Origin of the sequence: Chryseolinea sp. H1M3-3, assembly GCF_029360725.1 — a bacterium.
Lineage (GTDB): Bacteria > Bacteroidota > Bacteroidia > Cytophagales > Cyclobacteriaceae > Chryseolinea.
Genome location: NZ_JARKMY010000009.1, coordinates 391,881 through 415,069 on the forward strand (window position 1 = coordinate 391,881; position 23,189 = coordinate 415,069).

Below are 23,189 nucleotides of genomic sequence, written 5' to 3' on the forward strand. Positions count from 1 at the left end.
CAAGTACACGATCACCGCATGGGCAGTTGAATGCCTTGATTAAACCACAACAGTTACGATGAAAAGTAAGGCAAATACAATCGATGAAATATTATCTCCCCTTTTGCAACGTTTCCAAAAAGACACATTTGCTCGTAAAGAAGTAAACGAAAAACCGCCCCTGCGATCGGAACTTTTCAACACAGAGCAAATGGCTTTGCACGCAGTTCATCTTGCCGAGGGCCATCAGTTAAGCAAAGAGCCGGGCCCTGAACTACTTTTGAAACGTCTGGCGGAAAATGAAAATATCCTGTTTGAAGTAACCAATCTTTTACACGATGACGTCAGGAACAAAAAGTCAATAACACCGGCAGGTGAATGGCTTCTCGATAATTTCTATCTCATAGAAGAACAAATCCGGATTGCTAAACGATACTTGCCGAAAGGCTACAGCAAGGCTCTTCCACGTTTAAGTAAAGGTCCTACCGCCGGATTTCCCCGAGTATACGACATTGCTATTCAGATTATCTCGCACAGCGATGGCAGGGTCGATATCCAAAGCCTTAGCAATTTTATTTCGGCTTACCAGAAAACGACTTACCTGACTATTGGTGAACTGTGGGCAATTCCAATTATGATCAGGTTGGCATTGCTCGAAAATTTAAGTCGTGTTGCAGCCCGCATTGCGGTCGATCGTATCGATACAACGCTGGCGAACGAATGGGGCAGTCGAATTATGGAGGTGGTCGAAGAAAATCCAAAGGAGTTGATTCTTGTCACCGCGGACATGGCCCGTTCAAAACCTCCGATGGTGAGCGCATTTGTTGCAGAACTAACCCGTAAACTTCAATGGAAAGGCTTAGACCTCACGTTACCTTTAACCTGGATTGAACAACATCTGTCGGAGATGGGAAGCAGCATCAACATCATGGTGTTAGCCGAAAATCAAAAGCAGGCTGCTGATCAACTTTCCATGAGTAACAGCATCAACAGTCTCCGCTTCCTTGCGAAAATGGACTGGCGTGACTTTGTAGAATCCATGAGTATTGTGGAGCAGACATTGCGTGAAGATATTGGCGGCTTGTATGCACTGATGGATTTTCGCACGCGTGACAGTTATAGGCATGCGGTAGAAAAAATCGCCAAAAATAGTAACCTTTCCGAATACGAAGTCGCCCGTGCCGCCATTAATCTGGCTAAAAAAAGTGCTGCCAAAGAAGTAAACAATAAGCGTAAAGCACACGTAGGTTACTACCTTATAGACAAAGGACTACCGTTGACGGAGTACATTGCTCGCACTTCGCTAACACCCTGGGAAGTTATAAACAAAGCGTTGGTTCGGTCGGCACCGGCGTTATACTTCGTCGTAACTTTTTTGATAACGCTTGGCATAAGCGGTGCGCTTGTATATAAAGCTTACAATGATGGCGTAAATGAAAATTTACTGGTGGTCGTTGCTGTACTCGCTGCCCTCGTTTCAAGTCAATTCGCACTGATACTCGTAAATTGGTGGGCAACCCTTTGGATAAAGCCGAAGCACCTTCCAAAAATGAATTTCTTCAAGGGCATACCAGCTCCATTTCGTACGCTGGTGGTTGTCCCTTCAATGATTGTTGACCATCGGCAGGCAGAAAAATTATTAGAGGATCTCGAGGTGAGATTCCTGGCTAACCGTGACAGTAACCTGTTGTTTGCTTTATTAACAGATTTTACTGACAGTGAGGAACAAGCGTTGTTCGAAGACGATGCTTTAATTGCGCACGTCCAAAATGGAATTGAAAAGCTTAATCAAAAATATGGTAGGCTAAGCAACGACACGTTTTTCTTGTTTCACCGTCCGCGACAGTGGAACGCGAAGCAAAACATGTGGATGGGCTACGAACGTAAACGCGGCAAACTGGGTGACTTGAATCGTTTACTGAGAGGCGAAGGTGAAGACCGTTTTTCAGTTGTCGTGGGTGATGCACAGGTCTATTCCACAGTGAAGTATGTAATTACGCTGGACAGTGACACGCAATTACCACGGGACTCAGCCAGTACGTTAGTCGGCATCATGGCTCACCCATTGAATCAGCCTGTCTATAATGAGAAAAAGAAAAGAGTGGATGAGGGGTATGGCATCATACAACCTCGGATAGCGATAAGCCTGCATAATGCGGTGAGATCCAGATACAGTCGCCTCAATGAAAATGATACAGGCATCGATCCTTATACCCGTGTAGTGTCGGATGTATACCAGGATGTTTTTGCTGAAGGATCTTTTATAGGAAAAGGTATTTACGATGTTGATATCTTCGAAAAAGCATTGTGCGACCGCTTTCCCGAAAACCGGATTCTTAGTCATGACCTGCTTGAAGGCTCTTACACACGCTGTGGGTTCGCCAGTGACGTCCAGTTCTATGAAGACTACCCTTCCAAATATCTGATCGACATTTCGCGGCGTCATCGTTGGATCCGGGGCGATTGGCAAATTGGCAATTGGTTTTTGCCGTTTGTTCCGGAAAAAAATAAGTCGTTTAGAAAAAATCCCATTAATGCGCTGGCGCGTTGGAAGATCGCCGACAACCTGCGTCGAAGTCTTGTACCCATAGCGCTTTTTGCTTTGATTGTTTTGTCATGGACTGTATTGCCTAATGCGTTATTTTGGTTTTTGTGCCTGACCGGTATTGTGATAGTACCACCCGTACTTATTTCAGCTTGGAATGCGATTATGCGAAAACCTCCTGAAGTAGAACGAACTCAACATCTGACAAGTGCATTTGAGTCTACTTACAAAAGTTTATTGCAAGCGCTATTTACACTGGTGTGCTTACCATACGAAGCATACATAAGCATTGATGCCATTGGCCGCACGTTATGGAGGATGATAATTTCGCGTAAAAGACTTTTGGAATGGAATCCCTCGGGACTTATACAAATCAGGGATAAAAGTCTTTTGGACACGTTCGGGTCGATGGCCGTAGCGCCCATTGTTTCAGGTATCATTTTTATATACCTCGTCATCAATAACCCTGGGGTTTTGTTTATAGCGATACCTGTATTGATTGTGTGGGCCGTTTCACCAGCTATTGAATGGTGGCTAGGCCTACCGTTGCCAGCAAAGAGAACTAAAATCACGGACGAACAACAATACTATCTGCATGAACTTGCTCGCAAAACGTGGGCGTTTTTTGAAAATCTCGTTGGCCCAGCGGATAATTGGCTTCCTCCGGACAATCTTCAGGAATATCCAATACAGGTCGTTGCGCACCGGACCTCTCCGACTAATATTGGGCTTTCCCTCCTCTCAAATTTGGCTGCCTACGACTTTGGTTATGCAACCACGGGACAACTGCTCCAACGTACTGGTAACACGTTCGCAACAATGGAAAAGATGGATCGCTACTTTGGCCATTTTTATAACTGGTACGATACACAGTCATTAAACATATTGCACCCACGGTATATATCTTCTGTCGACAGTGGAAACCTGGCCGGTCATCTACTCACTTTAAGGCAAGGATTGCTGGGTCTCAAAAATAAAAAGATCGTACATCCCCGATTGATGGATGCGTTGCACGACACCTTACGGGTTGCCATAACGTCTGATCCTCAGAAGCATTCAACACTTCTGCAGTTTAAAAAAGCGTTCGAGGAGAATAAGAATACCCCTTTTGTCAATTTGAAAAACGTTAAAAGTTTTCTAGAAAGCGTAGCAGACCAGCACAATCATTTAATGGAAAGCCTGGCTATTAATAGCAGGTCAGAACTTTACCGCTGGTTGTCTTCCCTCGGCGAAGAAATAAGAAAAGTTCTTGACGAAATAATTCTCCTGGCACCGTGGATATCCTCGGCGCCAATTCCTGATAAATATAAATCACTAAGCATATTTCGACAGATACCCACGCTAGGCGAACTGGCAGAAGCTGATAATGTCTTGCAGGCAGATCTTGAAAACTTACGCAGCTCCGCTAGCCCGGAGGAAGCTGATTGGCTTGACGCATTTACAGACGCCCTCGAACTTGGAAGTTCTCGTGCCCGCGAACGAATTAATCATATTGAATCACTGGCCATTCAGTGTACTGAATTTGCTGACATGGAATACAGCTTCTTGTATGACAGTGCTCAACACTTGCTGGCCATCGGTTATAACGTGGACGATCACCATCGCGATTCCAGCTATTATGATCTGCTTGCGTCTGAAGCTCGTTTAAGTTCCTTTGTCGCCATAGCGCAGGGGAAACTTCCGCAGGAAAATTGGTTTGCCCTGGGCCGTCGGCTAACCACCGCTGATAATATCCCTGTGCTGCTCTCCTGGAGTGCGTCCATGTTCGAATACCTCATGCCTGCGTTAGTCATGCCATCTTATGAAAATACGTTGCTCGATGAAACATGCAAAGGCACAGTACAACGGCATATCGAATACGGAAAACAACAAAATGTGCCATGGGGAATTTCTGAATCCTGCTATAATATTGTCGATTCAAGTTTAATCTATCAATACAAAGCTTTTGGCGTACCGGGACTCGGATTCAAACGCGGGCTTGGAATGGATTTGGTTATTGCGCCCTATGCAACAGTGCTGGCTTTAATGGTGGATCCTCAGGCGGCATGCACCAACCTGGAGACTATGCGCGAATTGGGTTTTGAGGGTAAGTTTGGTTTTTTTGAAGCCATTGATTACACGCCTGCCCGATTGCCACGCGGTCAGTCCCACGTCGTGATACAAACATTCATGGCCCACCATCAGGGTATGAGTCTGCTTGCATTGGCACACTTGTTATTGGATAAGCCCATGCAAAAAAGATTTGAGGCAGATCCTCAATTTCAAACAGCCTTGTTGTTACTTCAAGAGCAAGTTCCAAAGACCACTGGCTTCTATACGGCATCTGCTGAAATGGAAGACATTACGCCGATTTCATCCCATGGACAGATCCGTATCATCCATACGCCGGATACGCCAACACCTGAAGTACAATTCTTATCCAATGGCAGGTATCATGTGATGATGACCAATGCGGGAGGTGGTTATAGCCGCTGGAAAGAATTGGCGGTAACCCGGTGGCGCGAAGACAGCACGCTTGACAACTGGGGATCTTTCTGTTACATCCGAAACTTGGATACCAATGAACTATGGTCTAACACATATCAGCCGACCTTAAAGGAGGCTGACCAATATTCTGCAGTATTTTCACAAGGACGCGTGGAGTATCGCAGACGTGACCATGATATTGAAACCTATACTGAAATTATCGTATCACCGGAGGATGATATTGAGATAAGAAGAATACATATATCGAACCGGTCCAGAAAGAAAGTCAACCTGGAATTAACGAGTTATGCGGAGGCGGTGATGGCTGTTCCCGTAGCAGATGCCTCCCACCCTGCTTTTAGCAATCTGTTTGTTCAGACAGAAATTATCCAGCACCAACATGCGATTCTATGTACCCGTCGCGCGCGGTCAAAAGATGAGCGTCCACCTTGGATGTTCCACCTCATGAAAATGCATGAGGGTGATCAGAATATGATTTCATACGAAACAGATCGACACAAGTTTATCGGAAGAGGCCAAAGTTTGTTGCAACCGAAAGCACTTACCGTTAAAGAACCTTTATCAGGATCACAGGGGTCGGTACTGGACCCTATCGTATCGATACAGCATCGGTTAGTAATCGACGCAGATGACACGATCGTTATCGACATTGTAACGGGCATATCCGAGACACGTGAGACGAGCAAATATCTGATCGACAAATACCAGGATAGAAACATGCGCGATCGTGCATTTGAATTATCATGGACGCATAGCCAGGTCGTATTACGGCAAATCAATGCTACAGAAGAAGACGCGGAGTTGTACGGGAGATTGGCAAGTTCAGTGATCTATATGAATCCTGCATTACGCGCAAGTTCTAACATCCTGATCAAAAATCAGCGTGGTCAGTCTGCCTTGTGGAGTTACTCCATTTCAGGTGACCTGCCGATTGTGCTCCTCCAGGTTTCCGACAGCAATAACATTACCCTTATTAAGCAACTGGTACAAGCCCAAGCTTACTGGCAATTGAAAGGACTGGCTGTAGACCTTGTTATCCTAAACGAAGATCCCAGCGGATACAGACAGGTGCTGCAAGAACAGATACAGGGGCTCATTGCTGCCGGTATGGGAATTAGTAGCGCAGAAAAACAAGGAAGAATTTATGTTCGGCCGGTGGATCAGGTAACGACGGAGGATCGTATTTTGCTTCAGGCCGTGGCACGTGTAATTATTACCGATAGCCGCGGTTCATTGGTGGACCAGGTTAACCGGAAAATATCCACGAAGACAACGATACCTTATCTTGCGGGAATTCAGACCTATGCACCCATTTCCAGCAAACTGCCCGCCATTAAGAATCTTCTTTTTGCGAATGGAACCGGTGGCTTTACCGAAGATGGAAAGGAATACATCATTACCACGAAGCGGGAACACACTACGCCATTACCATGGATCAACGTCATCGCTAACCGAAATTTTGGTACGATTGTCAGCGAAAGTGGTTCATCTTATACTTGGTCAGAAAATGCGCATGGTTTCAGAATTACTCCTTGGCACAACGATCCGGTTACGGATGGATGTGGCGAAGCCTTTTATATCCGTGATGAAGAGAATGGAATGTATTGGTCACCCATGCCCTATCCGCACAGGAGTAAATCCCTCTATCGCTCGCACCATGGATTTGGATACAGCTGGTTCGAACATGCGAATGATGGTATCCAATCGGAGGCACGCATTTATGTAGACATAGAAGCACCTGTAAAATTTATAGTATTAAAAATCAGGAATGTGTCAGGCAGGGCACGCAAACTTTCCGCCACGGGATACATGGAGTGGGTACTTGGAAGTATCCGTGGGAAGGAATCCATGCATGTCGTGACTGAAATGGATACCATGACAGGTGCCCTCATTGCCAGGAATGCTTATAACACTGAGTTTTCTAATCGTGTGGCTTTCTTTGATGTCGACGAACTTCGCTCAAGCTTTACTGCGGATCGAACGGAATTCATCGGGCGGAATGGAACTTTGCGTAATCCCGAAGCTCTCAAACGAACGAAACTTTCAGGAAAATGGGGCGCGGGACTTGATCCCTGTGCTGCCCTGCAAGTCGCGTTTGACCTTGAAGACGGAGGTACGCGCGAAGTTGTATTCAGAATGGGAGCCGGAAAAGATCGATTCGAAGCTGAGCGCACTATAAAACAATTCAGAGGAGTAAAGGTCGCTGCCCAAGCCCTCGAGAAGGTACACGCCTATTGGCAACATGCCTTAAGCGCTGTTCAAATTGAAACACCTGATCCGTCATTAAATATTCTGTCGAATGGTTGGCTGGTATATCAAGTATTATCGTGCCGGCTTTGGGGACGAAGCGGGTTCTATCAATCAGGAGGTGCCTTTGGCTTCCGCGATCAGCTTCAGGATGTGCTGGCACTGATGCATGCCGATGCACAGTTAACAAGGGATCAAATTCTGATGGCAGCATCCAGACAGTTTAAAGAAGGTGATGTACAGCACTGGTGGCATCCCCCGGTAGGCCGTGGTGTCCGCACGTTATGCTCCGATGATTTTATGTGGCTACCGTATGTCACTAGCCGATACGTTACGAACACCGGTGACACTAAAATTCTGGAGGAATCAACTCCGTTTCTTGACGGACGCTTTCTGAATGCTATGGAGGAATCTTACTACGACCTGCCGATCATTTCAGAAGTGCGTGCTTCATTATATGACCATTGCAAACGGGCAATTCAGCATGGGCTTCGTTTTGGCGAGCATGGACTGCCGCTGATGGGTTCAGGTGACTGGAATGACGGAATGAACATGGTCGGGATTCATGGAAAAGGAGAAAGTGTGTGGTTAGGTTTTTTTCTTTACGATGTACTGCAACGCTTCATTCCAATCGCTGAACTAAACAATGACGCCTCGTTTGTTGAGCAACTTCAAAAAGCATCGGCCGATTTGAAAAACAATATCGACAAACATGCCTGGGATGGACAGTGGTATCGCCGCGCCTATTTTGATGATGGTACTCCCCTTGGCTCATCTCAAAACGAAGAATGCATGATTGATTCAATCGCCCAAAGCTGGTCTATACTTTCCAATGCCGGTGACAAAGAGAAAACCGAAATGGCGATGAAGTCGGTGCAGCAGTATCTGATCAATCGGGAAAAAGGACTGATTCAACTTTTGGAACCTCCGTTCAATACAGCTGACATGGATCCGGGATACATCAAAGGTTATGTACCGGGGGTCAGAGAGAATGGTGGCCAATACACCCATGCCGCTATTTGGATGGTCATGGCCTTTGCTAAAATAAAAGATCATAAGCATACGTGGGAACTACTCAATATGATCAATCCAATTAACCATGGGAAAACAGCGGAAGATGTATCTGTCTACAAGGCAGAGCCTTATGTGATGGCGGCGGATGTGTATGGCGTTCATCCGCATACAGGTCGGGGTGGCTGGACATGGTATACCGGATCTGCTGGTTGGATGTATCAATTGATTCTCGAATCATTTCTAGGACTAAAACGTGAAGGCGATGAGCTCTGGTTTGAGCCATGTATTCCTGCAGAATGGAACTCATTCAAAGTAAAGTACCGGTTTAAGAACACCCATTATTACATAGACGTGATTTCGAGCACAGACCATAATCAAACAGCGATGGTAGACGGCGTTGAACAATCCAATGGGATCATTAAACTAATTGATGATAACGGAATACATGCGGTGATCTTAAAATGCCCTACTTTTACGGAAGACGCTGAACCGCCAACCGTCGGAACAGCACAGGCGCAACCAAATGAAAATCAGATTTAGAATAAATTGTAATTTTACATTATTTAGGAAAAATTAATATTTGGTTTTCAATTGTTTACGAGAAGAAGTTAAAGTATAAATTTATTTTCATCTATGAGGATTTTTGCCGTCGGAAGAAACTATGCCGAGCACATTAAAGAATTGAGTAATGAAAAACCTGATGAGCCTGTTATTTTTACGAAACCAGATACTGCCCTGATTCGAAATAATGCGCCATTTTACTATCCATCTTTTTCGAAGGACGTCCACTATGAAGGTGAGCTTGTGTTGAGAATCTGCAAAGAAGGAAAGAACATAGAAGAAAGATTTGCCGGAAAGTATTACGATGCCATCGGTTTCGGTGTCGATTTTACGGCGCGAGACTTGCAACAGAAAGCAAAAGAGAAAGGATTGCCATGGGATATTGCAAAGGGTTTTAATGGCTCTGCGCCCGTTTCAGACAAATTTATTCTTATAAACGAATTTAAAGATTTGAAGAATATCAACTTTAGTTTGAGCGTAAACGGAGAAATCAAACAACAAGGCAATACAAGTCTTATGCTTTTTAGTTTTGATTATATAATTTCGTACTTATCAAAATTTTTTACGCTGCGCACCGGTGATTATATTTTTACGGGAACGCCAAAAGGTGTTGGTCCGGTCAAGGTTGGCGACGTGTTATCAGGAAGTATCGAGCATGAGAAACTATTGGAATTTGAGGTCAGGTGAGTTCGTATTCTTATTTTTATTTTTTACGGCCACGCCATGCTTAGCACAAGCACAATTCAGTAAACCGGAAGAAAAGTTTCCTGCAGAAGAAACGTATCTATATCCGATTTATCCGGGACAACCCGGTTCGCTCGCGGGGACCATGGGCGAACTTCGAACAACACACTTTCACTCCGGTATCGATATACGCACGAACAATATGATCGGCATGCCCGTGCGGGCATCAAAGAGTGGATATATTTCGAGAATCACTTCAAGCGGTGTAGGTTATGGAAACGTAATCTATATCACCCACCCCGATGGCAACACTACATTGTATGCGCATCTCGATAAATTCAAGGGCGCTATCGCCCAGCACATTCTTGAAGAGCAATATCGGTTGAAATCAGGAGAAATTGATCTTTATTTCAAACCCCATCAGTTTACCGTAAATCGCGGTGACACGATTGGGCTATCCGGCAATTCCGGATCGTCCGGTGGGCCCCATTTACACTATGATATTCGCGACGCTGAAAACAATGCCCTCGATCCAATCAAAGTTGCAGGGTTTTCAGAATTAGTAGACAAATATCCACCAGCCGCTGAAAAAATTGCACTGCGGACGCTTGACATCCACTCCCGGGTAAATGACCGATTCGGAAGGTTTGAATTCTATGCACAACGTGTGGGTAATGATTTTATCATCGCCAACCCAATATCCGTAACCGGTAACATTGGCGTCGAGATAATTGCTAAGGATAAACTTGCCTACAACAGTCAGTTTTTTGGAGGTGTGAATTACATTGAACTGAAGGTAGACAGTCAGTTGATTTTCAAACAAGCTATTGATAAGGTAAACATTGCTGAAACACGGGCGATCTATACGCTCATGGATTTTAAAACCATGCGAAATAAAGGCACTCGCTTCTATAAACTTTACATTGACGATGGTAATAGTTTAAAGTTCTACAATGAATCACCTGGATCTGGCAAAATCAAAGTCAATCCGGCAAAACAATCCACGGTCGAAATAAAAATGAATGATAGCAATGGAAATGCCAGCTACGTTTCTTTTCATCTGAAGCCAGAGGAGTTGGCAAAGGAAGTACCAACATTAGAGAATCTTAAGGAAGAAGTAAGTTCGGATGTTGTTGAAAACATTCTGATGATAACTGCTAAACCTTGTGCTGCTGGCAACAAAGCTAAAATACATCGCGACGGAATTGTAAAAGAGATAGAACCTGATTATTACAACCAAAATCAAGCAGTGTACCTGATTGATCTGCGATCAACGATTCCGGATTCAGTTACCCTCTGTGACAAATCATTTTTGCCGAAGATAAACGCAACGGTTCCGTCGGGAACCGAATACAAGTTTTACGGCAACATTATGGACATTACGTTCCCGGGCGATGCGATATACGATACCTTATATCTGCATACCAATTACACATTAACGCCTGGCGGCAATGAAATATACACCATCGGAACACGCACTGTGCCACTAAATAAAAGCATACTTGTCTCACTTAAGACACGAAAAGAATATCCTAGAGAACGTAACCTAAGTGTATATCGCGTCGCCGGTAGAGGTTATACTTACCTTGGAGGGGAATGGGAGAACGATCGCATTAATTTTCATACTCGTGAATTTGGAGATTTCATGATCTTACAGGACTCTACTCCCCCTACAATCAGGCCGGTTTTTGTAAATAGTTCGTCGGCCAGATTTAAAATCAAAGACAACCTTTCGGGTATCGATCGCTTTGAAGCTACGCTTAATGAAGAATGGGTGTTAATGCATTATGACAATAAAAACGCGGTTATCTGGTCGGAAACTTTGAACAAAAAAATTCCAATGAGAGGAGTGTTTGAATTAAAAGTGACCGATAATGCCGGAAACACAAGTACTTTTAAACAAAAAATACCCTAGCCATGAAACTACAGCCGGGAGATAAAGCGCCAGACTTTTCTGTCAATGATGAAAACGGAAATGTGGTGAGCTTAAAAGATTTTAAAGGTAAAAAGCTGGTGCTTTATTTTTATCCAAAAGACATGACACCTGGTTGTACAGCAGAATCGTGTAATCTTCGCGATAATTATAAAGTATTACAAAAGCAGGGTTATGAGGTGCTGGGTGTGAGTACCGATTCAGAAAAATCGCATCAAAAATTTATCGCGAAAGAAAAACTTCCTTTTCACTTGCTTTCTGATCCCGATCGAAAACTTCACGATGCGTATGGTACATGGGTTGAGAAATCTATGTATGGCAGAAAATACATGGGCACTGCGCGAACCACTTTTTTAATAAATGAAAAAGGAATTATCGAAGACGTTATTCAGAAAGTGAATACAAAAGATCATGCCGCACAAATTCTAAAGTGATCGACTGCTCGTCAAGGTTGCATACTCCATTAGCTTCTTGGATATCTGAGGAACAGGTTCTATGTGGGAATACTTTTCTCCTGGATTGTGGAAGAGGGACTTTTTTATTTCACATTTGCACGCTAAACAGTCATCCGGTATATTCGCGCAAACTTTTTAAGAAATGACAAGCACATCAACGGGCGTTAGCCATCTCCAAAAACTTTGCAATCAAATTCGTAGGGACATTGTCCGCATGGTACATGGCTGTCAATCAGGTCATCCGGGTGGTTCGCTAGGCTGCACGGAATTTTTCGTGGCCCTTTATTTCAAGATCATGAAACATGATCCGAAGTTTAATATGAAAGGCGAAGGCGAAGATCTTTTCTTCCTTTCTAATGGACATATTTCACCCGTTTGGTATGCAACGTTAGCGAGAGCAGGTTACTTCGACGTAAAAGAGCTGTCGACATTCAGAAAACTTGATTCAAGATTGCAAGGACACCCAGCTACGCACGAACACCTCCCCGGTATTCGTATTGCTTCTGGCTCCCTGGGTCAAGGACTGTCAGTTGCGCTTGGTGCCGCGCAAGCAAAAAAACTCAATAAGGACGATCGCTTTGTCTACGTTCTAATGGGCGATGGTGAACAACAAGAGGGACAAATCTGGGAAGCTGCTATGTACGCAGCCCACAATAAAATGGACAACGTAATCGCTACCATCGACTATAATGGACAACAGATTGACGGCCCTGTGGATAAAATCTTGTCGTTACTGGATTTAAAAGCAAAATGGGAAGCTTTCGGCTGGAATGTTTTGGATTGCAAGGGAAATGATCTCGAAGATGTGATCAGAACCTTAGAACTCGCCAACAGTCAAGCAAGAAAAGGAAAACCTATTATGATTTTAATGAAAACCGAAATGGGTTACGGCGTTGATTATATGATCGGATCTCATAAATGGCATGGTGTATCGCCAAATGATGATGAATTAACCAAGGCATTAGCACAGTTGGAAGAGTGCCTCGGAGATTATTAGACCGTCACTGATTTACTAATTGACCGCTATTGAGGAACTGTACCTCAAATGCAATTCATTCCATTCATAAACGTTACTTTAGAGAATGGATTTTACTGCCAAATTTCTTGTTAAGCCCGGACTTTTAGTCCTGCTTCTGTTTCCCTTCTATTCTTCCTACAGCCAAACAAAAGTCCAGCAGAAGCTGCCAGAGAAAACGCGCATCTTATTTCTTTTGGATGCGTCTGGAAGTATGCTGGAACAATGGGAACGTCCCAATCAAACAAGATGGAGCGTGGCGAAGTCCATTCTCACTAAACTTGTTGATTCACTGGGTCAGAATACGAAGTTAGAACTAGCGCTGCGGGTATATGGTCACCGTTCACCACAGGAAATAAAAAATTGCAAAGACACATGGCTGGAAGTACCATTCAAACCCAGAAGTCACACACTAATTATTCAGAAACTCGAGGAGATCCGGCCCAAAGGTGTTACGCCCATCACCTACTCGCTGGAACAGGCAGCTAATGATTTTCCATCGAGCCCTGGTTATCGAAACATTGTCATTCTCATTACCGATGGGATAGAATCATGTGGTGGTGATTTATGCGCTACTTCAAAAGCACTGCAGCAAAAAGGAGTTTTTCTTCGACCTTATATCATTGGCCTGGGGTTACGCACAGAAAAGTCACTTGAGTGCGCCGGCAAATTTATTGATGCGAACACACCTGGTGAATTCAATAATGTTCTTAACGAGGCGATCGAAACAAGTTTTGCTAAAACAACAGTTAGTGTAGAAATACTCGATGCGAACAATCAGCCAAACGAAACGAATGTGAACGTAAGCTTTGTAAATTCGATGACGTCCCTTCCTATGTATGACTTTGTACACTATAGAGATAAGCAGGGCAAACCTGATACGGTTCAGATTGATCCTGTAGTAGACTATACCCTTGTAGTTAATACTATTCCTCCTATTATAAAGAGTAACATTGCCTTGGTGGTAGGCAAACACAACGTATTGACTATACCTGCACCCCAGGGTAATCTCGTCGTCCGGCAAGAAGGCAGACGCGATAATAATTTACAGGCATTGATACGCCAAAAAGGAAAGACCGAAATTATTCACACCCAGGGCAGCACTGAAGTCGTACGATACCTTACAGGAAGCTATGAAGTTGAAACACTTACACTTCCACGCCGCGTGTTTAGCGTGGACATTCAACCAAATAAAACTCAATCCGTTCTTCTACCCTCACCCGGTATTGTCAATTTTAATACCATCTCGACAGGTTATGGAAGCCTGTATGAAATTAATGCTGACGGAACTCAAACATGGGTCTGCAACTTAAATGAATTGAAGAACCAATTCACTTTGAGTCTTTTACCGGGTCAATACAAAATTGTCTTTCGTGTGAAACAAACCTCGGGAAGTAAATACACTGGATTTAAAAAATTTTCTGTCAAATCAGGTGTCACTTTAATGGTGAGCGTATTCAATTAGCAAAGTGAAACAGTCAAAAATCTAAGAAGGCTTCGCTAACTTTCGCATACTAACTTAATTTTTTGTTTAAACTGATTTTTTTGATTCATTAAGAACTTGGGTGTAGATTATTGTTTATTGCATATATTAATCAAAGGACGTTTAGGATTTGCTTATATACGCCCCAAGATTATTGACTTGAACCTGATATTTTTTTAATTCTCAACCTATCCATGACACTTTGGGATCTTGCTCTGCGCATTTCACATCAATGGTATTGGGTTGTTCCTTTTATTCTGGCATGGATCGGGGTAATCTTTACCATCCTGTTAGACAACAAAAATCCCACGAAGTCTATAGCATATATTTTATTGCTGGCATTGGTGCCAGTTGCTGGCTTAGTAGTTTATTTTTTTTTCGGAAGAGATTATCGAAAGCAGCGACTGTTTAACTTAAAAGGAGCAGTAGATAGCCCGATAATAGAAAGTTTTTGGACCGATCATCATGCAGAATTCGAACGACGATTTGAACAAACGGAAGCAGCCGTAGGCGATTTGATTGCACCGGCACGCCTGATTTTTAATCAGCACCAGGGATTTTTAACGGAAAATAATCAAATAAAACTTTTGGTTAATGGAGAACAAAAATTTCCGGAAGTATTGCGTTCGATTGAAGAGGCGAAGCACCATATCCACCTTGAGTATTATATTTTTACTTATGACGACGTAGGTAAAAAGATCGTGGATGCTTTAATCCGTAAATCAAAAGAAGGGGTTATTGTCAGAATGATTATTGATGATTTCGGATCTCCTAAAAAAAGGAAGATGGTTAAAAGGCTCCGCAAAGCGAAAATCGAAATCTATCGCTTTATGCCAGTCGTATTTCCTTTCCTTGCACAGGCTAATTTCAGAAACCACCGGAAAATTATTGTGATCGACGGAAGGGTTGGGTTTGAAGGTGGTATTAATATAGATGAACGTTATCTAAACAGCGGCAAACATGAATTATACTGGAGAGATACCCACATTAAAGTGGAAGGCCCATTAGTAAATCTGTTGCAGCTACAATTTCTTTTGAGCTGGCATTTTACCTCCAAAACCAATTTTCCTTTTGAGCAGCCATACTTTGGAAATAAATTTGAACACAAGGAAGGCGCAACGGCTACCCTGGTTGCAAGTGGGCCTGATTCGCCACGACCATACTGCATGGAAGCAATTCTCGCAGCTATTAACCAGGCAAAAAAACGTATTTGGATTATTACTCCCTATTTTATCCCTACAGATCAAATTCTTACTGCGCTACAGATTGCAGCAAGCAATGGTGTAGATGTTAGAATGATATTGCCTGGCAAATCAGATTCTCACATTGTTAAACACGCATCGCTATCTTATGTAAAACCATTAATTCGAAGCGGTATTAGAATATTTCTGTACGAAAAAGGATTTGCTCACGCGAAGACAATGACGTTCGACAATCAACTAACCATTGTTGGAACTGCCAATATGGATACCCGGAGTTTTTACATAAACTTCGAAATTGCTGCCATTATTTACGATCGTAAACTGTGCGAGGAGGTTGACCGGTCATTCGAAGTTGATTTACAAAACAGCAACGAAATCCATTACCAGGAATGGTCTAAAAGATCATTTTACAACCGACTTCTTGATTCAACTTGCCGCCTTATGACGCCCTTGTTGTAATCCGCTGTAGAGAATTTATGGGTTGGAGCCATGCTTAAAAACCTAACTATTTCAGCGCATCCTTTCGGAAGAATCCAAAACTTTAGCGATTTTCGCACCGCTTAAATTTTTAAAAATACTGGAAAAGAGCGCTTAAACCCATGACAAAATTAACATTTACTGAAAAGAAAGATACCCGATCAGGATTTGGTGTTGGCTTACACGAGTTAGGAAAAAAGAATTCCAACGTTGTTGCACTCTGCGCCGACTTAACAGGTTCCTTAAAGATGGACGCCTTTAAGAAAGAATTTCCTGAACGATTTTATCAAATTGGAATTGCTGAGGCAAATATGATCGGATTGGCCGCCGGCATGACCATTGGGGGCAAAATTCCCTTTACAGGAACATTTGCTAATTTTTCCACAGGCCGGGTGTACGACCAAATTCGTCAATCGGTGGCATACTCGGGAAAAAATGTTAAGATATGCGCATCTCACGCGGGCTTAACGCTTGGAGAAGATGGGGCAACCCACCAGATACTGGAGGACATTGGAATGATGAAAATGCTTCCTGGCATGACTGTCATTGTTCCGTGTGATTACAATCAAACCAAAGCAGCGACCATCGCATTGGGTGACCATGAAGGTCCGGCATATCTCCGTTTTGGTCGGCCCAGCTGGCCAATTTTTACGGCTGACCGTCCATTTACTATTGGTAAAGCCGATAAAATGATCGACGGTAAAGACGTAACCATATTTGCATGTGGCCATCTTGTATGGAATGCTGTTGAAGCGGAAGCGCAGCTGGCAGCAAAAGGCATCAGTGTTGAATTAATCAATATTCATACTATTAAACCATTGGATGTTGAAGCGATTCTTGCGTCTGTAGAAAAAACTAGGTGTGTTGTAACTTGTGAAGAGCATCAAATCAATGGGGGTTTGGGAGATAGCATTGCGCAGGTATTAGCAAGATTCAATCCTACACCCATCGAAATGGTAGCAGTGAATGATTCGTTTGGAGAGAGTGGTACGCCTACTCAATTGTTAAAGAAGTATGGACTTGGCCCCGAAAACATTGTTGCCGCTGTTGAAAAAGTATTGAAGAGAAAAAAATAATTTTTCATAAATAAAGCAAAAAAAGCAAAGCCCGTAGAGCTTTGCTTTTTTTGTTAAATAGATATCTAAGCTGTTATTACTTTTTAATAAACTTCATGCTACTGCGGGTCCCATTGCTCTCAACTGTCTGTAATAAATAGACTCCAGGTTTAAGATCATGTGTACTGATTATCCTCGAACTTGCATAGGATCCTCTGTACACGCTTAATCCATGCGCATCTGTAATCGATACGATAGCATTATTATCCACTTCGTAAGTCGCCTTTAAATACAACTCAGTCTCTACTGGCACGGGATATAGGACTAAATCACGTGTATTTTTTCCATGATTGATTTCTTCCTCAAATGCCGTCAGACGGCTGTTGCTATCTTTATTTTTATTGATCACCCTAAAATGAATGGTAAGCGGTTTTCCGGCCTCTCCTCCCCCATTTGGCCTGGCGTATGGTCTGGCAGTAACCGTATAGTGGCCCACTTTAGGCAACCACGGATTAAAATACGTTCCATAATTATCACCTGTAAGTGTATAAGGAAATGCATTTTGCATGTTGAAAAAATGGTTATTCAAATCAAATCTAACACTGCCTGGGTTTCCTTTAACGTTAGCTACTATCGTGGTTCCGTGGTATACCGGATCAAGGATATCGATGATGTCACCGTCATTTAAGCGTCTGATAAACTTTCCGGATGTATTTACGATGTCAAAACTCTCAGCAGCAATCAAACTTTCTGAAACTACTTTGAACCGAACTTCGTGAGACCTTCCGGCATATTCGTTTCGTCCGACTTTCATGTAAGGCACTGCACGAACGGTATAGTTCCCGGGCTTCACCACCCATGCATTATACGCACCATTGATATCGCCATTCAGAGCGTATGGTGGAACATTCTCCACTCTGAAAAACTGATTGTTTAAATAAAATTTTACATTGCTTACAGTAGGAAGATAGGTATAAGCAACAATGTTGATAGATTTGAATGCCGGATCTTTGATATTAATCTTTGAACCCTCTGTTAGTTGCATGAGGATGTTTCCTTTTGTATCAACTACGTCGAAATAAACAACCGCCGCCGAATTAATAATATTAACCTTAATAGTTTTTTCAACACCTTTCAAACCTTGCTTATTGGGTTTGGAATATACGACAGCCGTAATGGTGTGAATACCTGGGGCAAGGATTGGTGTATCGAAATCATAGGGATACAAGTTCTCGACGTGCCTGATATGATTGTCTACAATAAATTCAACGCTTCCGACATGTTTTGGGAAAGTGTGTGCCTGGAGGAGCAAGTCAGAAAAATTTGGGTTCACAAGATCGATTGCTACCGAATCGCCAAATATTGGTTCAGTGGTTCCAGTTTTTCCACTAAGTATTCCAAAAGCTGTTACTGATGGAGGGCCACTACTGATGATGTCAGCAACACTACAACCACCCTTATTGGCTTCGACTTTAAAATTCCCCAGACTAACCAATTGGTTGAGAATGTCTTCGCCAATGCTTGCAAATAATGGAAATAATCCACCGCATTTTGCCAAGGAAGAGTTTTGTGAAACATTAAGTTTTAACCCTTGATAGCTAGGACCGCCGCCAAAGAGTCCTTTTAGATTTGCCAACCCGTCGAGGTTTTCAAGTGATGCATTATTTTCAATAACTAGATTTTGCAGAGATCCTCCTTGGTAAAGTCCCGTCAGCGAAGATAGCCCGTCAATGTTTTTTAATGATGGATTACTCGAAATGATAAGGAAACCGCCAAAGTTATTGAGGAAATTCAGAGACGATAAACCATCAATATCGGCGAGGACCGTATTATCGGTAATGATCACATCTGAACCCTTACCATGAACGCTTGTTATAGAAGCTAAACCATCGATATTCTTGAGCGACGGGTTGTGGTCAATTTGCAAAGCGGCGAACGCATTACTGAAAATAAATTCCACTTGAGCAAAACCATCGATCGATTGCAGTTGGTCATTATAACTGATTGTCAAAGCCTCACTGATCCTTGTAAGGGATGAAAAACCATTGACGGTTTGAAGTATAGGATTATTTTTTATCAATATAGCTCCCCCCGCAGCCCTCAGCGATGAAAGGCCATCTAAATTTGTAAGCAGTTGGTTATCCGTAATTTCAATTGAATTCTTGCCTTCAGGGATAGCGATAACATGAAGCGTCGTCTCCTCCAAATCTGAAAGGCCATCAATATTTGTTAAAGCTGGGTTTTCCCTTATAAAAAGTCTTCCAACTCGACGTAACCCGGAGAGGGCATCCAATGTCTGAATGTCACTTCCAGATATCGTTAAGGAACCCGTTACTTCGGTACAGGAGAACGCGTCTACTTCAGCTTGTGAAGATAGGATAACGTCTCCGGAGCAAACTTGAGCAAAACATATCTCGCTATTAAAACATACACAGAAAATAGCAAGCAACGTGAGGAGGGTAGATTTTGTATTCATGGCTAATTTTTATAGTGGCAATCAACTTTTTACTAAATATAAATCCTTCCTACTATCAGAACGTGGGGATTAAAATATTTTTTTTATAAGCGCTTACATGGTAATGACTGGCTGCTATTTCTTGACAAACTCGGCCGTTCGTCTTAAATCATTTCCGCTTATCACTTCAAGATAATACAGGCAGGTTTCAAAGGCGTCGGGTTAGTACCTGAGAAATTCTGGTGCTTCCTTTTTAAATACGCTAATATTACTTTTTAATAAATTTTCTTATTATCGGAACGCCCCTGCCGTTGTCAACTGTCAGAAAATACACACCAGGATGGAGGTGTATCGTGTTGATACTTGACGCCCGCGAATAGATTCCCGTATAAACACTAATGCCATGAATATTGGCAATTGTTAGAGAAGCCCCTTCACCGATTTGATCCGCAATATCCACAAATAACTCATTGCCTACTGGCACAGGGTAAAGGATGACATCGAGTACACTGTTAGCTAAGGGTTCACCGTTATTTGATGGCGTTTCTATACCGACAATATTTTTGTCAATGACACTGAACGCAATTGTAAATGTTTTTCCTTCGATCCCGCTACCACCAGATTCTGAATATGGAGTTGCGGAAAGGATATAATCTCCAGCAGTTGAGAACCAGGGATTAAAATATCCGTTTTGATCGTTTGTCAAGGTGAAGGGAGCTTCATTTTCTGTACTAAAGTGCTCACCGTTTAAATGGAATTTAACGCTTCCTACCTGTGGTGTTGTTTTCGCGATAATTGTCATGGCTTTAAACTTCGGATCATCGATATCTATTTCATCACCGTTTTTTAATTCAGCTACCCTGTTTCCCAAGGTATCAACGATTTCGAAATCGACAATCAATGTGTTCATATCATCCGATACAACATCAAAATGTACTGACAGAGGTTTACCAGCATATTCTTCAGTTCCAATTTTAATATAGGGAACTGCGCGAATGGTATATCCTCCTGGACTTGTGTTCCAGTTATTGAATACACCATTAACATCGCCGTTGAAAGCATAAGGAACGACGTCTTCCACTCTGAAGAGTTTATCATTTAACCAAAATTTCACATTGCTAACGGTGTCCGGCTTTGTGTTCGCACGGATGCTGAAATTTTTGAAGTTCTGATCCTTAATATTTATTTGAGCGTTCTCTGTCAACGGCATCAATATTTTTCCAGACGAATCGACAACGTCAAAGCTCACAACAACTGCGCTATTTATTATTTGCACAACGCCTGACTTTCCAATTCCTTTAACGCCCTTGCCGTTTTCACCAGAATAAACATCAGCCATTAGCGTATGGCTACCAGGTTGGTACAAGGGAAGTGTGAATACAAAAGGCTCTTCATTGTCAAAATTCGATGGGCTTTGATCAAAACGAAATTCTACACTTTTAGCTGCATGGTCAGGTAGTGTCTTCGCTTGAATCAGCCAATGTATAAAATTGGGATCCGCGATATCAAGTATCACGGAATCATTGGCAAATGAACGGACTTCTTCACCAGTCCGTTCGTCAATTACTGTAAAGGACAAAATAGAAAGTGACCCCGCAGCCAAAATATCCTCAACAGTACACCCAGCACCATTCTCAGCAATAACAATAGTGCCGTTATTGACGCGTTTCAAAACTTCGTCCTCGCCTAGACTAGCGAAATATGGATATAAGCCATCACATTTTGTGAGGGAAGAATTCCTTGTCACTGTGATATATAGTGGAGGATCTGAAATATTACCCCTCAATCCCGAAAGCCCATCAATGTTTTCAAGTGCTGTATTATCGGTAATGCTTAATCCTCCGCTGAAACCTACGTTGAAGGTGGATAAAGATGATAGACCATCAATGTTTTTGAGTGCGGCGTTCCGATAAATAGAAACGCCAACGCCCCGGCCACCTGCAGAAATAGTTGAGAGCTTCGACAACCCGTTGATATTAGTAAGCAGTGGATTATCTCCGATTTCAACAAATACACGCGCGTACCCGTCTATTGTTTTCAAAGATGAAAATCCATCAAGCTCTGTTAACAATGGATTTTGGCTAATTATTAAACCTACACCGAAACTTGAATTTGAAAGCTTTGCCAATGTTTTAAATCCATTGACGGTTGCGAGTACTCCATTATTACTAACTTCAATATGTCCTTCAAGCTCGGTCAGCGCAGCAAATCCGTTTACGGACTCAAGCGCGGGATTATACTTGATCTGAACAGGTCCCTTTATTTTCTTTACAGAAGAAAAACCATCTACGCGAGTAAGGGCATCGTTGTTGGAGATCCAGACGGAGGAACCCATGCCTGTCCCAATTTCTTGCACATTAGACAAACCATTGATACTGGAAAGATTTTCGTTTTCATAAATTGCTAAACTTCCTACATAAGTTAGGGACGCAAAGGCATCAAGATTAAGCAGTTTATCGTTGTTTTGTATCCATAAATTTGCTCCAATAGAATCGATATACGAGAGTGCATTTATGTTGACCAATTCAGGGTTTTCATTAATGTATATATCTCCGGAAATTTCACGCAAGGATGAAAACCCATTTAAATCTGAGAGGTGTGGATTGCCGTTAATATTGAAATGATTTACACTCGAGAGTTTTGAAAAGCCGTCCAGATTGGTTAATGCACCATTTGCCTCGATGGATAAGCTTCCTGTAGCGCCAAGATCATCTTTGATGGCTATCATGGAATCAAAGCCTCTCACAGTAATCAATTTTAAATTATTGGCTATGCTGACCTGGCCTACCGTAGTAAGGTTTGCAAATCCACTTACGTGTTCTAAATTATCATTACTTGCTATGCGGAGTTCGCCGTGAATGGATTGAAGCGATGTGAATCCCCCGATCTCCATCAAATCGGAGTTGTATTGAATAGACAAAGGGCCATTTACCTCCGTTAGTGATGAAAGTCCATTTAAGTTTGAGAGGTTAAAGTTGTCGAGTATATACACGCCGCCAGCATGAGTTAATCCGGAAAGACCATCCACGTTTTGCAGGACAGTGTCATATCGAATTGATAAATAGCCCTCAATCCTGGTTAGTGCAGAGAGCCCATCCAGCGTTTTCAGGCTGGTATTTATCTCAATCAAAAGATTTCCATTTACTTTTTGCAACGCAGCAAGTGGTTGGAGACTTGTTATATCTTCACCTGAAATTGTTAAGTCACCCGTTACTTCAGAGCAATTAAACGCGTTGACCTCTGCTTGCGAGGAAAGTACAATGTTACCTGGGCAAACACTCGCGAACCCGTAACTATGGGTCACTGTAAAAAAATAGAAAGCAAAAAGAACTGAGAGGGTAAAGTTTTTTTTCATACCAACATTTAAAAATATCTACAAAAATATTCTTCCCGCCTTCTACAAATATGATTTTCATCATCTTATAGCCTGATTCATTCCTAATCGAATATTTGATGGTGTCACATACAATTCAGGCGCGTTCTGTTTGACTACTGTTTAACAAGGCAGCGATACTTAATGTTGACATGATGCAAACAATAAACTGCTTTGCGGGAATCATTAGCAATGTAAAATAAAAAGTTTGGAATGGTCTGCGT

General features: G+C 42.6%; 10 protein-coding genes. 8 read left to right on the top strand and 2 right to left on the bottom strand.

Annotation, left to right across the window (positions count from 1 at the left end; all coding sequences use genetic code 11):
- Positions 1-58 precede the first annotated feature (58 nt).
- The 8 genes from P2W71_RS16305 to P2W71_RS16340 all read left to right on the top strand — a co-directional run bounded on the left by P2W71_RS16305 (position 59) and on the right by P2W71_RS16340 (position 17,158).
- Positions 59-8,812 (top strand): glycoside hydrolase family 94 protein, encoded by an 8,754-nt coding sequence (locus P2W71_RS16305; protein WP_276372349.1) that lies wholly within the window; start codon positions 59-61, stop codon positions 8,810-8,812.
- 93 nt (positions 8,813-8,905) lie between these two features.
- Positions 8,906-9,520 (top strand): fumarylacetoacetate hydrolase family protein, encoded by a 615-nt coding sequence (locus tag P2W71_RS16310; protein ID WP_276372350.1) that lies wholly within the window; start codon positions 8,906-8,908, stop codon positions 9,518-9,520.
- Entirely contained in the window at positions 9,489-11,432 is a 1,944-nt protein-coding gene (locus tag P2W71_RS16315) for a M23 family metallopeptidase (RefSeq protein ID WP_276372351.1), read from the top strand. The genes P2W71_RS16310 and P2W71_RS16315 overlap by 32 nt, the downstream gene beginning before the upstream one ends.
- A gap of 2 nt (positions 11,433-11,434) precedes the next feature.
- Complete coding sequence (bcp, locus tag P2W71_RS16320) at positions 11,435-11,884, top strand: thioredoxin-dependent thiol peroxidase (protein ID WP_276372352.1); 450 nt, start codon at positions 11,435-11,437, stop codon at positions 11,882-11,884.
- A gap of 163 nt (positions 11,885-12,047) precedes the next feature.
- A complete protein-coding gene (locus P2W71_RS16325; RefSeq protein ID WP_276372353.1) occupies positions 12,048-12,902 on the top strand; it encodes a transketolase in 855 nt (284 codons plus the stop codon).
- 85 nt (positions 12,903-12,987) lie between these two features.
- On the top strand, positions 12,988-14,385 hold the full coding sequence (locus P2W71_RS16330) for a VWA domain-containing protein (protein ID WP_276372354.1): 1,398 nt from the start codon (positions 12,988-12,990) through the stop codon (positions 14,383-14,385).
- A 212-nt stretch (positions 14,386-14,597) separates the two neighbouring features.
- Positions 14,598-16,064 (top strand): cardiolipin synthase, encoded by a 1,467-nt coding sequence (cls, locus tag P2W71_RS16335; RefSeq protein WP_276372355.1) that lies wholly within the window; start codon positions 14,598-14,600, stop codon positions 16,062-16,064.
- Between the two features lie 140 nt (positions 16,065-16,204).
- A complete protein-coding gene (locus tag P2W71_RS16340; protein WP_276372356.1) occupies positions 16,205-17,158 on the top strand; it encodes a transketolase C-terminal domain-containing protein in 954 nt (317 codons plus the stop codon).
- A 76-nt stretch (positions 17,159-17,234) separates the two neighbouring features.
- Here P2W71_RS16340 and P2W71_RS16345 read toward each other — a convergent pair whose 3' ends face one another.
- Positions 17,235-19,613 (bottom strand): T9SS type A sorting domain-containing protein, encoded by a 2,379-nt coding sequence (locus P2W71_RS16345; RefSeq protein ID WP_276372357.1) that lies wholly within the window; start codon positions 19,611-19,613, stop codon positions 17,235-17,237.
- A 247-nt stretch (positions 19,614-19,860) separates the two neighbouring features.
- A complete protein-coding gene (locus P2W71_RS16350; protein WP_276372358.1) occupies positions 19,861-22,947 on the bottom strand; it encodes a T9SS type A sorting domain-containing protein in 3,087 nt (1,028 codons plus the stop codon).
- Positions 22,948-23,189: the final 242 nt, after the last annotated feature.

Coding starts and splice junctions, on each gene's coding strand:
- P2W71_RS16315 (WP_276372351.1), top strand. CDS start 9,489: ATGAGAAACTATTGGAATTTGAGGTCAGGTGAGTTCGTATTCTTATTT.
- P2W71_RS16345 (WP_276372357.1), bottom strand. CDS start 19,613: ATGAATACAAAATCTACCCTCCTCACGTTGCTTGCTATTTTCTGTGTA.
- P2W71_RS16325 (WP_276372353.1), top strand. CDS start 12,048: ATGACAAGCACATCAACGGGCGTTAGCCATCTCCAAAAACTTTGCAAT.
- P2W71_RS16305 (WP_276372349.1), top strand. CDS start 59: ATGAAAAGTAAGGCAAATACAATCGATGAAATATTATCTCCCCTTTTG.
- bcp (WP_276372352.1), top strand. CDS start 11,435: ATGAAACTACAGCCGGGAGATAAAGCGCCAGACTTTTCTGTCAATGAT.
- P2W71_RS16310 (WP_276372350.1), top strand. CDS start 8,906: ATGAGGATTTTTGCCGTCGGAAGAAACTATGCCGAGCACATTAAAGAA.
- P2W71_RS16340 (WP_276372356.1), top strand. CDS start 16,205: ATGACAAAATTAACATTTACTGAAAAGAAAGATACCCGATCAGGATTT.
- cls (WP_276372355.1), top strand. CDS start 14,598: ATGACACTTTGGGATCTTGCTCTGCGCATTTCACATCAATGGTATTGG.
- P2W71_RS16330 (WP_276372354.1), top strand. CDS start 12,988: ATGGATTTTACTGCCAAATTTCTTGTTAAGCCCGGACTTTTAGTCCTG.
- P2W71_RS16350 (WP_276372358.1), bottom strand. CDS start 22,947: ATGAAAAAAAACTTTACCCTCTCAGTTCTTTTTGCTTTCTATTTTTTT.